The organism is Luteolibacter pohnpeiensis, assembly GCF_016595435.1.
In the GTDB taxonomy this organism is placed as follows: Bacteria; Verrucomicrobiota; Verrucomicrobiia; order Verrucomicrobiales; family Akkermansiaceae; genus Luteolibacter; species Luteolibacter pohnpeiensis.
This window is the reverse complement of sequence record NZ_JAENIJ010000031.1, coordinates 21,159-34,578: the sequence shown is the minus strand read 5'-3', so window position 1 is coordinate 34,578 and position 13,420 is coordinate 21,159. Positions and strand designations below refer to the sequence as shown.

Annotated in this window: 11 protein-coding genes and 1 pseudogene; 10 read left to right on the top strand and 2 right to left on the bottom strand. The window is 54.3% G+C overall.

Annotated elements, in window-relative coordinates; translation table 11 throughout:
- Positions 1–48 precede the first annotated feature (48 nt).
- Both lptD and JIN85_RS16220 read left to right on the top strand, forming a co-directional pair.
- Positions 49–2,502 (top strand): LPS assembly protein LptD, encoded by a 2,454-nt coding sequence (gene lptD, locus JIN85_RS16225; RefSeq protein ID WP_200272698.1) that lies wholly within the window; start codon positions 49–51, stop codon positions 2,500–2,502.
- An 8-nt stretch (positions 2,503–2,510) separates the two neighbouring features.
- Positions 2,511–3,155 carry an NAD(P)H-dependent oxidoreductase gene (locus tag JIN85_RS16220; RefSeq protein WP_200272688.1) on the top strand — a complete coding sequence of 215 codons (645 nt, stop codon included), beginning with the start codon at positions 2,511–2,513 and terminating at the stop codon, positions 3,153–3,155.
- A 7-nt stretch (positions 3,156–3,162) separates the two neighbouring features.
- Here the strand turns inward: JIN85_RS16220 and JIN85_RS16215 are convergent, their stop codons facing one another.
- Positions 3,163–3,642, bottom strand: a complete 480-nt coding sequence (locus JIN85_RS16215; protein ID WP_200272686.1) for a hypothetical protein — start codon at positions 3,640–3,642, stop codon at positions 3,163–3,165.
- A 34-nt stretch (positions 3,643–3,676) separates the two neighbouring features.
- On the opposite strand from JIN85_RS16215, the gene JIN85_RS16210 reads away from it, so the two are divergent.
- The 8 genes and pseudogenes from JIN85_RS16210 (at position 3,677) to lptB (ending at position 12,138) form a co-directional block, all read left to right on the top strand.
- Positions 3,677–6,187: a M16 family metallopeptidase gene (locus JIN85_RS16210; protein WP_200272684.1), complete on the top strand. Its 2,511-nt coding sequence runs from the start codon at positions 3,677–3,679 to the stop codon at positions 6,185–6,187.
- 97 nt (positions 6,188–6,284) lie between these two features.
- Complete coding sequence (locus tag JIN85_RS16205; protein WP_200272682.1) at positions 6,285–8,441, top strand: GH92 family glycosyl hydrolase; 2,157 nt, start codon at positions 6,285–6,287, stop codon at positions 8,439–8,441.
- 97 nt (positions 8,442–8,538) lie between these two features.
- A complete protein-coding gene (locus tag JIN85_RS16200) occupies positions 8,539–8,775 on the top strand; it encodes a type II toxin-antitoxin system Phd/YefM family antitoxin (RefSeq protein ID WP_200272680.1) in 237 nt (78 codons plus the stop codon).
- A pseudogene (locus tag JIN85_RS16195) lies at positions 8,766–8,882 on the top strand (type II toxin-antitoxin system YoeB family toxin); the annotation flags it as partial. The gene JIN85_RS16200 and the pseudogene JIN85_RS16195, both read left to right, overlap by 10 nt.
- Complete coding sequence (locus JIN85_RS16190; RefSeq protein ID WP_200272676.1) at positions 8,879–9,205, top strand: DUF1844 domain-containing protein; 327 nt, start codon at positions 8,879–8,881, stop codon at positions 9,203–9,205. The pseudogene JIN85_RS16195 and the gene JIN85_RS16190, both read left to right, overlap by 4 nt.
- Positions 9,206–9,252: 47 nt before the next feature.
- A complete protein-coding gene (kdsA, locus tag JIN85_RS16185; protein ID WP_200272674.1) occupies positions 9,253–10,068 on the top strand; it encodes a 3-deoxy-8-phosphooctulonate synthase in 816 nt (271 codons plus the stop codon).
- Positions 10,069–10,080: 12 nt separating this feature from the next.
- On the top strand, positions 10,081–11,343 hold the full coding sequence (locus JIN85_RS16180) for an LptA/OstA family protein (protein WP_200272672.1): 1,263 nt from the start codon (positions 10,081–10,083) through the stop codon (positions 11,341–11,343).
- 30 nt (positions 11,344–11,373) lie between these two features.
- The gene (gene lptB, locus JIN85_RS16175; RefSeq protein WP_200272670.1) at positions 11,374–12,138 is read left to right on the top strand and encodes an LPS export ABC transporter ATP-binding protein; all 765 of its coding nucleotides are present in this window, start codon (positions 11,374–11,376) and stop codon (positions 12,136–12,138) included.
- An 18-nt stretch (positions 12,139–12,156) separates the two neighbouring features.
- Here the strand turns inward: lptB and JIN85_RS16170 are convergent, their stop codons facing one another.
- Positions 12,157–13,410, bottom strand: coding sequence for a hypothetical protein (locus JIN85_RS16170; RefSeq protein WP_200272668.1), 1,254 nt, complete (start codon positions 13,408–13,410; stop codon positions 12,157–12,159).
- Positions 13,411–13,420 lie beyond the last annotated feature (10 nt).

Genomic DNA, 13,420 nt, shown 5'->3' with positions numbered 1-13,420 from the left:
TGCCTTTCCCCCTTTACTTCAGCGCTTTGGCTTCGTCTTATCACTGCGATGTCGAAGATTGTTGCTCTGGCACTGACGCCTCTGTTTTTCGCTCCGGTGATCGCGCAGGAGGTGCCGGAACTTCCGGAAAATTGGGAAGTTCCGGAGGTGGATTTGATTACCCCGGTGCCTGCGCCGGAGATTGAAACCGCGCAACAGATTACCGGAATGGCTGATCTGCCGGATGGCGTGACAGTTTCATTCAGCAGAGCGAGCGGTAATATCTACGACAAAACGCAGGGCATGGTGGAAGGGGACGTGGTGCTGCGTGGTGACAATGGCTTGGAAATCTTTGCCGATCGGGCAACCCGTGACGGCGACACGATCATTTTGGAAGGAAATGTCAGCGTGTATCAGGGCAACCTGTTTCAGCGGGGCAAAAAGGCGGTCTACAACCTGAAAACGAGGAAGGTCGACGCATCCGGGATGGAGGCATCAGTGGATCCGTTTTTCCTGGAAGCCAATGGGTTTCATACCGAAATCGTCCACGGCAAGGTCGTCTATGTGGGCGAGGATGCGGGCGTGACCACGCATGATTCGAATGATCCGAGCTACTGGATCCGCGCGGACGAAACCCGGATTTACCCGGATGATAAAATCACCTTCAAGAATCTGAAGCTGTACGCGGACGATGTCCCGGTTTTCTGGTTGCCCTATTTTGCTCAGCCATTGGATGCGGACCTTGGAGTGCATTTCGAGCCAGGAGCGCGCTCGAATTGGGGACCGTATTTATTGACCAGCTACGGGATCATGCTGGGCGGAAAAACCGACCCGGAAACCGGGGAGCGGGAAGATGCCTGGATCCTTTCGAAGTGGCACGTCGATTTGCGCGGTTCCCGGGGGCTGGGAACTGGCCTGGACCTGCGCGATACTCGCCTTCAGGAGAATGAAAACATTCCGGGGCTGAGCTTTTATTATCTCAACGACCTGAATCCGAGCAAAGAACGGGCCGGCATTCCCCGCGGATTCGTTAACGAAGACCGTTACCGGATCGAGCTGAAACAGCGAAACCCGCTGCATTTCGAGCCCGGAGCTGACTGGTACTTGGATACCAACCTAACCTGGCTGAGCGATCAGTATTACCTGGAGGATTTCAATCCAGAGCTCTATTCGCACGATCCGTTTCCGGACAACACGCTGGGTATTTTCCGACGGGATGAAAAGTCGCTGCTTTCGATTTACGGGCGTTTCAGGCTGAACGATTTCTATCGCACCGATACCCGCTTGCCGGAAATCGTGTTCGATCAGGCGCGCGGATCACTCTTTAATCTGCCCTTTCTGGTTCATGAAGGAACCACGTCGCTGGGTCTGATTGGAGCGGAAACCGCGGATTATCGGAAGGATTCCATCATCGAACCCTTGCTCTCGCTTTCGCCCGGTGACCCCCAGGCAACGCGGCTGTTGAGCCAGTTGCAAGGGTATGAGCAGGAATTGGCGGCGAAAATTCTGGCCTTGCCTCCGGGCGATGCCGACCGGGAGGCCTTGGAGGATCAATTGCTGAACACCAGCTACGGCCGGTTCCATACCTATCAGGAATTTTCCTTACCCATGTTGTTTGGCGGTTGGCTGAGCTTCGCACCAGAAGCGGGTGCCGGATACACTCAGTATTGGTCGGTGGACGGGCCGGATTCGACCATGGATCAGACAATCCTCCACGTCGGAGCGGAGGTTTCGGTCAAATTTTCCAAAGATCTGGGCGGGTATCAGAATCACGCGCTTGGCATCGATCGTTTGCTGCATGTGTTCCAGCCGTATGCGAATTGGTCGGTGGTGGACGCGAGCGATCTCGGGGATACTCAGCCAAGTGTCGATCGCCTGACATTTACCACCCGCCCACGCACCTTGTCTCCGGCTCGTTACACCGCCACGGACGATCTTCAGAGCTGGAATACGGTGCGTTTCGGTGCTCGTAACCGCTTGTTAACCAAGCGTGATGGTCAAACTCACGAATGGCTTTTTGTCGATACCTACATGGACGCCTTCGGCAAGGACTACGAGGGTGATCGCAATTTCTCGAATCTATACAACGATGTCCGCTGGTCGCCATTGCCTTGGTTGGCCGTTGAACTGGAAACGCAATTTCCGCTGATCGACGGCGGCTCCGGGTTCACGGAGTTTGCTTCACGTTTGCGCTTCATGCCTTCGGAAAACTTCGAATTCTCCCTTGGCTATCGTTTCCTCGATAACCACCCGGTGCTGCTTGACTCCAACCGCATTGATCTCCGGACTTACACCCAATTGAACGAAAATTGGGGATTTGGCACCCGCCATACCCTGGAAACGGATGATGGCGTGCTCGAGTCCCAGCAATACATGCTGCAGCGCGATCTGGGCAGCTGGGTCGCAGGCATGGGGATCAGCATGCGGGACAACCGCTACGAAGAGGAATACGGCATGGTGTTCAGCCTGACTTTGAAGGATTTCCCATCCGCCTCCTTGCCATTCACGCTTGATGCGGAATAGTCCGGGGCATGACGATTGCTCCGGACACATTGATCGACGCGCTGAATTGGCGCTACGCCACCAAGAAGTTTGATCCAAAACGCCAGATATCAGACGAGGTTTGGGCAGCAGTTGAGAAATCGATGGTCCTCACGCCATCCTCGTTTGGCCTGCAACCGTGGAAATTCCTGATCGTGAAAACCCCGGAAATCCGCACCAAGCTGCGAGCTGCCGCGTGGGGGCAGTCCCAAGTCACGGACGCATCACATTTCGTCGTATTTTTAGCCCGCACCGATCTGGTGGAAAGCGAAGTCAGTCAATGGATGGAGCGAATGGCTGAAGTTCAGGGGATCCCGGTGAATGTTCTGGATCCGCTGAAAGGAGCAATCACGGGCTTTGTGGATCCTATGCCAGTATCGGATCGCGCGGCTTGGAACACCCGCCAGGTTTACATCGCTTTGGGCCAATTGATGTTGGCCGCGAGTATGCTTGGCATCGATACCTGCCCGATGGAGGGCATGAATCCGCGCGAGTTCGATGACATCTTGGGACTGAACGGCAGCGGCTACGCGACAGCGGTTGCCTGTGCCCTGGGTTATCGGGCGGATGATGATCATTCGTCAGGCCGGCCGAAGGTGCGATACGATGCGGCCCGCCTGATTCAGACCATTTGACCCGATTTTAGAAACTTTTCGGAGCGCTAGCGTCAGCGGGTTTCTTAATTCCCAGGATTTTGAAAACATCGTCCAGGATCCGGGTCGGGGCCTTGCCGAGTGAGTCCATTTCCTTGCGCTTGCCGCTAACGCCGATGTTCAGGCACGGAGTCTCGCCGCTAGGCAGGGTGACACTTCCGACCTCGACAAACAGCCTTTGCTTGAGAAGGGCTACGGCTTCCTGAGTGGAGCCGAGCTTCATGCCTTCAGCCAGATGAATATCATCCGCCACCTTCGTCATGATCTTGTCATCAAGGAGCTTTTCCTTGAGTTGGCTAGCTGCTTCCTCTTTCTGGTCAGGGGGCAGTTTCGGATTGATAGGAAGCCTTACCCACTTCCGATCCGGGCGATTTTGTTTATAAGTCCACAGCCCGGCCGCGCCACCCGCACCCAATAATAATACCGCCACCAAACCTAACACGATCCAACGTTGCATACGTCGGTTCATATCCTTTCACTTTTAGAATCCAAGTCGGAAATCCATGGAATATCCCCTAACCACCGCGACCACTGAAGTCTTACCAAACGGACTCACATTGATTTTAGATCCAGATCCGGCGGCTCCGGTAGTCAGCACCCAAATCTGGGTAGCCACTGGCTCAATCCATGAGGATCAACACCTTGGGGCGGGGCTTTCGCATTTTTTGGAGCACATGGTTTTCAAAGGGACTCGGGATTTCGATGGGGATTCGTTGGCTGAAACCGTGCAGGCCGCCGGCGGACATTGGAATGCTTATACGACTTTTGATCGCACGGTTTATTATATCGATGGACCGTCCGATTCATTGGAAACCTTTTTGAAAACGATTACAGGACTCGTCTTTTATCCTACTCTTCCTGAGGCGGAATTTGAGAAAGAAAAAGATGTCATCCGCCGGGAAATCGATATGGGCCTTGATGATCCGGATAATGTCGCAACCCGGTTAGTTCTATCAACCGCATTTGTTACGGATCCACGTCGCCATCCAGTCATCGGTCATCGACATCTATTCGATAAGCTGACCCATCAGGATATGTTAGATTATCACCGATCCCGCTATACTCCGGATCGTGCATTTGTGGTGATCTCCGGAGACTTTGATGTGGATCGTGCGCGTGAAATGGTCACGCAGATGACCGCAGATGCTCCGCTCGCGGCGGGTCGTGATCCGTTGGTGCCGATGGACCCTCCGCAGCTCGGGCCGCGCCGTTCCCGCGAGACGTTTGCCATTCCGACTTCCCGCATCTCACTGATCTGGAAGACTCCATCGCTCGACCATCCCGATGCTCCTGCATTCGATGTTTTGGCAGCCATCCTTGGGCGTGGTCGTTCCTCGGTGCTGCACCTCGCTCTGCGCGAAAAGCAGGAGCTGGCGCTGGAAATCTCCGCATGGGCCTGGAATACGTCCGGGCGGGAGGGGGTTTTCGGGATCAGCGCAGATGCCTTGCCAGAAAAACGCGATGCCTTGATCGAAGCCATTTTAGCCGAGTTGAAAACCTTCCCGGCTGCGCCGCTGGATGACAGCTTGGCAAAGGCGAAGCGGCAGATCGCCGCCAGCCAATTCCGGTCGCTGACTACAGCATCCGGCCGAGCTTCTGATTTAGCGTCAAACTGGCACGAAGCACGTGATCTGGATTTCACCCGCCGTTATCTGGCGGCCATCCAGGAAGTCACTGCCGCCGATATCCGACGGGTTGCCACCTCGCTCCACCCGGATCGGTTGACTCTCAGCGTGCTGGACCCGACGGATGCGCCGCCGCCGGCAGTGGCCGTGAAATCGGCTCGGCAGGTGCAGGAAGTTGAGACGTTCAAGCTGCCAAATGGACTGGAAATCGCCTTGTTGCCGGATTCACGTGTGCCGTTGATTCATTTTCAGGCGGCCGTTCGCGCAGGGTTGCCATCCGAAACCCCGGAAAATAGCGGTCTGAATCAATTGCTGGCGACGACGCTGACCAAGGGCACTACTTCCCGCAATGCGGAAGAAATTGCTTATGCACTGGAGTCGCTTGGTGCTTCGATTTCCGCCAGTGTCGGCAACAATGCCATTTTGGTGCAAGCCGCCGGACTCGCGCCGGATCTGGAAACCATCGCGGATATTTTTGCGGATGTGATCCTGAATCCATCGTTCCCTTCGGATGCGATCCAGCGTGAAAAAGCCAGTCAGGTTGCCGTGTTGGAGGAAGCATTGCAGGACCCGCTTCACGTTGGCATGCAGCGTTTGCGCCAATCGGTATTCGGCCAGGCCGGTTATGGATTGGATTCGTTGGGCACCTTGGAAAGTTTGCCAAAAATCGATCGTCTCTCGCTGAGCGCCCAGCATTCCCGGCATTTCAATGCGGCCAACATGACCATGGCGATCGCCGGGGATTTTGATGGCGCTGAGTTGCGAAAGTTGCTGGCTGAAAAATTCTCCCCACTGCCTGCAGGCACCACTTGGCAGCCACCTGTGACTCAGGCGAACCTCGGGTCTGAAATCGAGGCCCGTCTGCCGAAAAAGCAAGCCGTGCTCGCGATTGGATTTCCGGGAGCAGCAGCCGGTGATGCTGACCGCCATGCGCTCGCCATGATTCAGGAGTATGCCAGTGATATGGCGGGGCCGCTTTTCACGCGGATTCGGGAAGAATTGGGGTTGGCCTATCGAGTGGGAGCCACGCAGTTCCTCGGATTTGATGCGGGGTTGTTCACCTTCTACATGGCGACTTCTCCAGAACAGGCTGAGTTGGCGACGCGGGAAATGCTTTCGGAAATCGCAAAAATCGCGAGCGCAGGCATTCCGGATGAAGTGTTCGATCGCGTACGCGCGACCGTGCTCAGTGGGCTGGCGATCCAACAACAATCGCCATCGTCCAGCGCGCGACATGCGGCGATTGATTTGCTATTCGGGCAGCCTGCGGATCAGCACCGCCATCTCCCCGCGATCTATCAGTCACTCAATGCCAATGAGGTTCGAGAAGCCGCCACGCGCATCCTCAGTGTGAAGCCAAGTCAGGTGCTTGTGTTGCCCGAAAACTAAAGGGCGTAGCGCAGGCATCGGGGGTGAAATTTCACGCAACAAATGGCTAAGGCCGGTCGTAGCAGTCTGCGGCCGTACCCGATCGGCCATTTGATTCATGAAACGCGTTCTTATTCCTCTCGTCAGTTCGTTTGTCCTGAGCACCTCATTGCTTTGCCATGGGCAACAATCGTCCGCTTCTCCCAGCTCGTTGGTGAATCCATTTCTCGGCAGCGCGCCGCTGTTGGATCCTGAAATCACTGGCTACACTCCGCCTGAAAATTGGCGGGTTTGGGCAGGATTGACTTATCCCGGTTCGGCGCTGCCAAACGCGATGGTGCAGCTGAGCCCCATCACCGAGTATGGTTCTGGTGCTGGATACGAGTATGAGGATACGGAAATTCTTGGCTTCACTCATACGAACAAAGGCCACTGGAACCTTTGTAATATTCCGATCCTGCCAGTGTCCGGAGAGGGGGAGTATCCTTTCAAATCGAAGTTCAGCCACGATCAGGAAAAAGCATCGCCTGGGTTCTATCAGGTATTCCTCGATGACTCACAGGTTGGCGTGCGGCTGACCTCGACATTGCGCTGCGGGTTTCATGAATACACCTTCAAGAACGCCAAGGATCGTCGGATTTTATTCGATCTCAACCGCGCAAATAACCGCGTCTCCGAATGGGAGATCGAGCAAAATGGTGATCATGTCGTGTCCGGTTTTCAACGGGTTGGCGGCGATAAAATCTATTTCTATGCGGAGCTGAGCCACCAGATCGATTCATTGGAACAACACAAATCCGGGCGTCGCGGGTTTGCGATGATTCACCTTTCAGATGGCAACGACAACCCGGTTAGTCTGAAAATCGGACTTTCATTTGTCAGTCCGGACAACGCCAAGCAGAACCTTAAAGAAGAAATCGGCGACCATACCTTCGATGAAATTCACAAGGAGGCCGTCGGCACCTGGGACACCTTGCTGTCAAAAGTGAAAATCCAAGGCGGGAGTGAAAAGCAACAGAAACTCTTTTATAGCTGCCTTTACCGATCCTTTCTCTGGCCGGCTTTGCGCAGCGATTGCAATGGCGAGTTCAAGGACGATTCGGGCAAGGTGCGCAACGAAGGATTCCGCTACTACACCAATCCGAGTTTGTGGGACACGTTCCGCAACAAGCTGTTTTTGTTAGGTATGCTTTCACCTGATGTCACGGGTGATGTGATCCAGTCGCTGGTGGTGCGTGGCGAACCAAGCGGCTTCATGCCAACGTTTTTCCATGGCGACCATGCGGCCGCTTTTGTCACCAGCTCGTATCTGCGCGGCATCCGGAATTTTGATTCGGACAAGGCTTACAAGGAGCTTCTCAAAAATGCCTATGAAGAGGGCGGCACCCGGCCACATATCGCCGAATACATTGAGAAAGGATATATTTCCGATCCCGATGTGAAGCATCCAAACACCGAGACCAAAGCGAGTGCGGGAGTTTCGAAAACATTGGAGTATGCCTATGACGACTATTCGCTGGCCCAGCTGGCCAAGGCGATGGGGGACGATGCACACTACGAAGACCTGATGAAGCGGTCGAAGAACTACGCCAACATGTTCGACCCGGAAACCAAGTTCATGCGCGGACGTTTGGAGAATGGCGATTGGATTTCGCCGTTTGATCCTCAGCGGCCGTTTTACGAATACATGTATCGCGAGGCCAATGCGTGGCAGCTTTCCTTTTTTGTCCCGCACGACATGCCAGGCCTGGTGAAGCTCTACGGTGGCAATGAGCCGTTCGAGAAGAAGCTGGATGACCTGTTCAGCATCAAATGGAACCCCCGCTTCATCGCGCGCAATGTTTCCGGCTTCCTCGGCCAGTATTGCCATGGCAACCAGCCGGACCACGAAGCGCCGTTTTCCTACTACTTCGTCGGCAAACCGGAAAAGTCCCAAGCCGTGATCGATACCCTTTTGGATAAATACTACGGCCTCGGCGAAAGCGGAAACGGCCTCTGCGGCATGGATGATGCCGGCGAAATGTCCGCATGGTATGTGTTTGCGGCGTCCGGCATTTACCCGCTTTCTACCGCTGATAATCAGTTCATCGTGACCTTGCCGATTTTCGATCAGGTCGATTGGAACGTCGGTGGCGAAAAGCCGGTGACCATCCAGGCCGAAGGCAAATCGCGCAAACTCAAGGAAATCGATTTCAACGGGAAAACCGTCGATGGCTATTTCCTGCCTTATGCCGACTTCGCAAAAGGCGGAAAACTCCAGCTCAAGACCGAGTAGTTCCAGTTTCAATCCGTGGAGCGGACAGCATTTGCCCGCAGTTTCGGCTGGCGGAAAATGGTCTTGATTCAAGTGGGTTTGGGCACACCTTCAAGAGGTGAAAACTATTTCTGCTACCGCAGCGCGATCCGATCTTTATCGCGTCATTGATGTAGCGATCTCCGATCACGAACCTGTGCAAATAACGGGTAAGCGGGGAAATGCGGTATTGATTGCTGAGTCAGATTGGCGAGCCATCCAGGAGACATTGCTCCTGGTTGGCATTCCTGGGATGCGGCATTCCATCTTGGAAGGGATGGCCGAGTCGATCGATGAATGTGCTCGGGAGATTTGAAAGGCGCCTTTTCGCGACGAATTAATATTCAGCATCGCTTGGTTTATCAGGTCCTTGAGGACGAAAAGATCGTGAAAGTCTTGCGGCTCTGGACTCATTACGAATGAATTTGCCCGCAGTTTCGGCTGGATTGATGATCGATGTTGGACGTTGCTCTTCCACCGATCATCTTCATCCCATGCAAGCCGACCCTCGATTCAACGAGTTTGTGATTCTTCAGGCCCAGAACGCCGGGCTTTTTCTCGGTCAAATCCCCGATCCGCGGACCGGGGAGAAGTCGGTGAATTTGCGTGCGGCGAAGTCAGTCATCGATTCGCTGGAAATGCTGGAGGGAAAAACCCGGGGCAATTTGACGCCCACCGAGGAAAAATTGCTGTCGATGGCCTTGCAAAACCTGCGTCCGCTCTACCTTGCTGCGGACGAGTCGTAATCTTGCGCTTTCCCTTCGGACGGAAACCTGAAAACTAGCACCTTCTCATGTTCACTCCCTTCCACATCGGCAACGTTCCCGTCGGCGGGCCCGCCCCATTTTTCATCCTCGGCCCCTGCGCATTGGAGTCGGAAGAGTTTGCCTGGGACATGGCACGCTCGCTCAAGGAAATCGCCGGACGGACAGGCATCGACTTCATTTTCAAAGCCTCCTTCGACAAGGCGAACCGCACTTCGGTTACTTCGTTTCGTGGCCCTGGCCCGGCTGAAGGCTGCCGGATTCTCGGTGAAATCTCCAAGGAACTTGGAGTGCCCGTCACCACGGACATTCATAACGAAGCTCAAGCTGAACTTGCGGCTGCGCACATCGATCTTTTGCAAATCCCGGCATTTCTTTGCCGCCAGACGGATTTGCTTGAGGCTGCCGCAAAAACCGGCCGTGCGGTGAACGTGAAAAAAGGCCAATTCCTCGCCCCGTGGGATACGGTCAATATCGCCAATAAAATGCGTTCGTTTGGCTGCGAATCATTCCTCCTCACCGAGCGTGGCACGACCTTTGGCTACAATAACCTGGTGACCGATATGCGCTCACTCTATTGGATGCGCAAAGAAGGCTTGCCAGTGATTTTTGATGCAACTCATTCGGTTCAAAGACCTGGTGGTCTGGGCGGAGCGACGGGCGGCGATGGCGAACTGGCCCCAGTCCTAGCCCGCGCAGCGGTCGCGACCGGAGTGGACGGTGTGTTCATGGAAGTTCATTCCGATCCGGCGAACGCCCTTTCGGATGGTCCGAACCAGATTCCGCTCGAATTTATCGAAGACTTGCTCGTCAAATTGATCGCGATTCACCACGCTTCGCACTAAGCTCATCGATTTTTGCGATTTCGACTTCCAGCACTTGCACTGCTTCCTGGTCTGCTTTTGGCCCAGGACGTTGTGCTTGATCAGGATCAAGAGCCGGAATCTTCGAAACCGTTGATTCCGGCGGCATCGCTCCTGCCGCCAGGAAGTGTGCTGAAAGGAGTCATGTTGCCTCGTTACGATGAGGAAATGCGGCTTACCAGCGTATTACGCTCGGAGGTGATGACTCTGATTGATGCATATCAGATTGAGGGGCAGGGAGTTGTGATTCGTTTTTTTAATCCCGATCACACCCAGCGTGCCCAAATCGATCTTCAGCGAGCGATTTTTGATCAACGGTCCTACATGCTGCACGCGGAAGAGCCGGTGAAACTGGTCGGCGAGCGATTCAGCGTTGAAGGCTTGGGCCTCGTCTACGCGATCGATCAATCCAAAGGCTTTGTGATGGGGCCTGTTAAATCCGTCATTGAACACCCTAAGTCTACGGCCATGAATTCTTCATCCATCCCCAAGTTTGGTATTTCCGCACTGCTTGGGGCGTCATTGGTGCCCATGTTTGCAGCCACGCCACCGCCGGTTTCCGCAGAGGAAAAAGCCGCGGTCCAAGCGGATGCCGCGCCGATGTCGGAGCTGGTGAGAGAAGCAAACCGCCAGACCAGGACCGATTTGAGGTCTGATTTGGCTCAATCGAATGCGGCCAACGCGGCGGTTGAAGCCTTTTTGGCGAAAGCCGATCTGCTGGATCAATCGACCGATGGCTCAACCGTTTACCAAGCAGAGGCAGCTCCTCTCGATATGCCGACAGGATCGCTACGCACGGTCATTGATTGCGATGGCGGGGTTTATTTCGATTCGAAAGAGGGCATTCTGGTTTTTCTCAAAAACGTCCGGGTCACGGACCCAAGGTTCACCCTTAGTGGAGCCAATGAGTTGAAGGTGTTCTTCAAGAAAAAAACCGACACGAGTCAGAAAGAGCAGGACAAGGTGGAGGTTGCTGTCGGAGATGTTGATCGCATCGTTGCCACGGGCAGTGTGCTGATGGAGCGGGTGATGCCGGAAGGTGAACCGCCGATGAAGGCGAGTGGCGCACTTTTCAGCTACAGCGTGGCGAATGAGAAAGCATTGCTTACCGGTGGCAAGCCATGGATCATCGATGGCGATAAAGTGCTGCGGGCCAAGCAAGCGGAAGCGACTCTGAATGTGGATCTGAAATCAGGAGTTTATTCGTTTGATGGAAGGGCGGATGCCTCTCTGAACGCCACTGAAATCAAGCACTGATCTTTTTAGTAACCGACTTTCTCGAAATTCATGCACGACCCTGGATCGACCTGCAAACACGCGGATACGGCAGTTTTATTCGCGTCAGGACTTCGCAAAACCTACGGTGGCCGTGCAGTGGTTGATGGGGTTTCGATCAGTGTTCAACCCGGTGAAATCGTTGGTTTGTTAGGCCCGAACGGTGCCGGCAAAACGACGTCGTTCTACATGATCGCCGGCTTGGTCCCGCCCGATGCGGGATCTGTTTCCTTCAAGGGGAGCAATATTTCCCGCCTGCCCATGCATCGCCGCGCACGACTCGGGCTCGGCTACCTTCCGCAGGAAGAATCGATTTTCCGCAAGTTGAGCGTGCTTGATAACTTGCTGGCAGTCCTCGAAACCCGGCCGAATTTAAATCGCAAGGAGCGCTTGGAACGGGCAAACGAATTGTTGGATCGCTTCAAAATATCGAAGCTGACCAAGTCGCTCGCAGTCACATTATCCGGTGGTGAAAAACGCCGGTTAGCCATCGCGCGGGCACTTTGCACCGAGCCAACTTTGCTCATGTTGGACGAGCCATTTGCCGGTATTGACCCGATTGCGGTCGAGGATATCCAGCGCATCGTTCGGGATTTGCGCGAGCGCGATGGCTTGGCCATTCTCATCACCGACCACTCGGTGCGTGAAACTTTAACCATCACCGATCGTGCGTTTCTCATCCATGATGGCCGCGTGATTCTGGAAGGCGCATCCGACGAATTGGTCAATGACCCGATCGCTCGCAAGCACTACCTCGGTGAGGATTTCCGCATGTGAGAATACCGGGCAATCGCTTCACTCGATTTCACGCAGAGTCTCATCCCGCAACTCACCGGCTGGCAGCATGAGCGCCCATTCCTTGGCAGATTCGGGATCGTATTTGGAAATCGTCACCGCGTAGGCCTGGATGGCTTGGTTCTTGATCTCACCCTCTTCAGCGGTTCGCAGCCACTCACCTGCAGCTTGATAATCGGCATTCGTCCAATCGATGACAAGCTGCCGAGCTGTATTTGCAGCTTGATCGTTTTCCGAATGATCGCCCAACCAGTCGAGCCATGGACCGGTCTCGCCCAGCGATGAGGCATAGTCCAATTTGGAAACGAAAACATCCATTTCATCGGAATCCAGATTCGCGGATTTGACCCAGCCGGTTGCCTCGATAAAGCCATCTTGGAGAGTCCGCGTCGCGATGACTTCCATGGCCTTTCGTTCCATCTCCGATCGAAGTGATTTATCTACGATCGACGATGAGTTTTGCTGAAGTGCCTGCAGGAAATCCGTTCGCTGCTGTGGGGTAGCCGCTGACCGCGCAAGCATGACTGCTGAGTCATTTGAATTCAGCTCAAGTTGGTCGATCAATCGAAATGCGAGATTCAGGTCAACCGAGGCGGCACTTGTTAAAATCTGATACTTCGCCTGGCTGCTCAGAAATGCATCATACTTCCCTCCATTTTCCTGCACCCATTGCGCTGCCGCCAACGGATTCCGTTTAGCCCATGACTTGAGCGCTTCTGCAATCGTTCCTTCGAGAAATTGAACACGCTCCGGGTTGTCCTTCAAATAGGCAGATGCTTGATCAAGATATGCCAATGCGGATTCCGGAAGCTCAGCTGCTAGTTTCACCAGCGAAACTGCAGCCATTTGTTGACGTAGCTCGTCTGCACGGGACCCCTGCAACATTTCTGCAACGAGGAGCTCCAAAACTTTCGGATTGAGAGCCATCCATTGGACCATCAGTTTTCGGCTCAGTTCGTCTTCTTTTGATTTTTCCTCGTCGCTCAATCCGATGATTTGGTCGACCAAACTCAGGAAATCGGTGACGGCTTTTTGCTGGAGAGCAGCTTCTGCATTCCGGTCCTGTTTGCTGGTAAATCGCGATTTTTTGAAATCACCGGACTCACTGAAAAGATCGAGGGTAGCAGCTTTAGAACGGGCTGCGCTCAGGCCGATACGGGCTTGGTTGAGTCGAAATTGATCATAGCAAGCGACGCCGGCCACAACGAGAGCGGTGACCGCGATGCCGCGAATGAGATTTTTGCGGGATTTCATAACGAGGTTT